This window comes from Streptomyces chryseus, assembly GCF_014650755.1.
Classification (GTDB): Bacteria; Actinomycetota; Actinomycetes; order Streptomycetales; family Streptomycetaceae; genus Streptomyces; species Streptomyces chryseus.
This window is the reverse complement of record NZ_BMVO01000079.1, coordinates 1-999: the sequence shown is the minus strand read 5'-3', so window position 1 is coordinate 999 and position 999 is coordinate 1. Positions and strand designations below refer to the sequence as shown.

Sequence of the window (999 nt, the reverse complement as noted above, 5' to 3'; positions counted from 1 at the left end):
GTCGTGCACTGATCATCATGGCGTCGGCGTCGGGCACCCCGGTAACGGCGATCGCCCGGCTGGTCGCCGCGCACGAGGACACCGTCCGGGACGTCATCCATACGTTCAACGAGAAGGGCCTGGCCGCGCTGGACCCTCAGTGGGCGGGAGGCCGTCCCCGCCTGATCGGCGATGACGAACGCGAGTTCATCATCGCGACGGCCAAGACCCGCCCAGTGACGCTGGGACGCCCGTTCACGCACTGGAGTCTTCGCAAGCTCAGCGACTACCTGGCCCGCAACCGGATCCGGACGGTGAAGATCGGCCGGGAACGGCTCCGGCAGATCCTGCGCGAGCACGGGATCTCCTTCCAGCGAACCCGCACCTGGAAGGAGTCCAAAGATCCCGACAAGGACGCCAAACTCGACCGTATCGAGCACGTGACCAGCCATTTCCCGGACCGGTGCTTCGCTTTCGACCAGTTCGGCCCGCTGTCGATCCGGCCCTGCCACGGCTCCAGCTGGGCCGAAGAGAGCAAACCGGACCGGCTGCCGGCCACCTACCACCGCACCCACGGCATCCGCTACTTCCACGGCTGCTACTCGATGGGCGATGACCAGCTGTGGGGCGTGACCCGGCGCCGCAAGGGCGGCGACCACAGCCTCTCGGCGCTGAAGTCGATCCGGGCTGCCCGACCCGACGGCGCCCCCATCTACGTAATCATGGACAACCTCTCGGCGAACAAGACCCCGGCAGTGCGGACCTGGGCGAAGAAGAACAAGGTCGAGCTGTGCCTGACGCCGACCAGCGCGTCATGGGCCAACCCGATCGAGGCCCAGTTCGGGCCCCTGCGGAACTTCGTCCTGGGCGCCTCGAACCATCCCAACCACACCGTGCTCGCCCGCAGACTCCAGGACTACCTACGGTGGCGCAACGCCAACGCCCGCCACCCCGACGTCCTGGCCGCCCAGCGCCGCGAACGCGCCAAGGTCCGCAGCGAACGCCAGCAACGCTGGGGCC

Annotated in this window: 1 protein-coding gene; it reads left to right on the top strand. The window is 68.1% G+C overall.

Features of this window, described 5'->3' with window-relative positions; genetic code table 11:
• A partial coding sequence (locus tag IE185_RS32840; RefSeq protein WP_229843866.1) for an IS630 family transposase occupies positions 1-999 on the top strand: 999 nt, incomplete at both ends.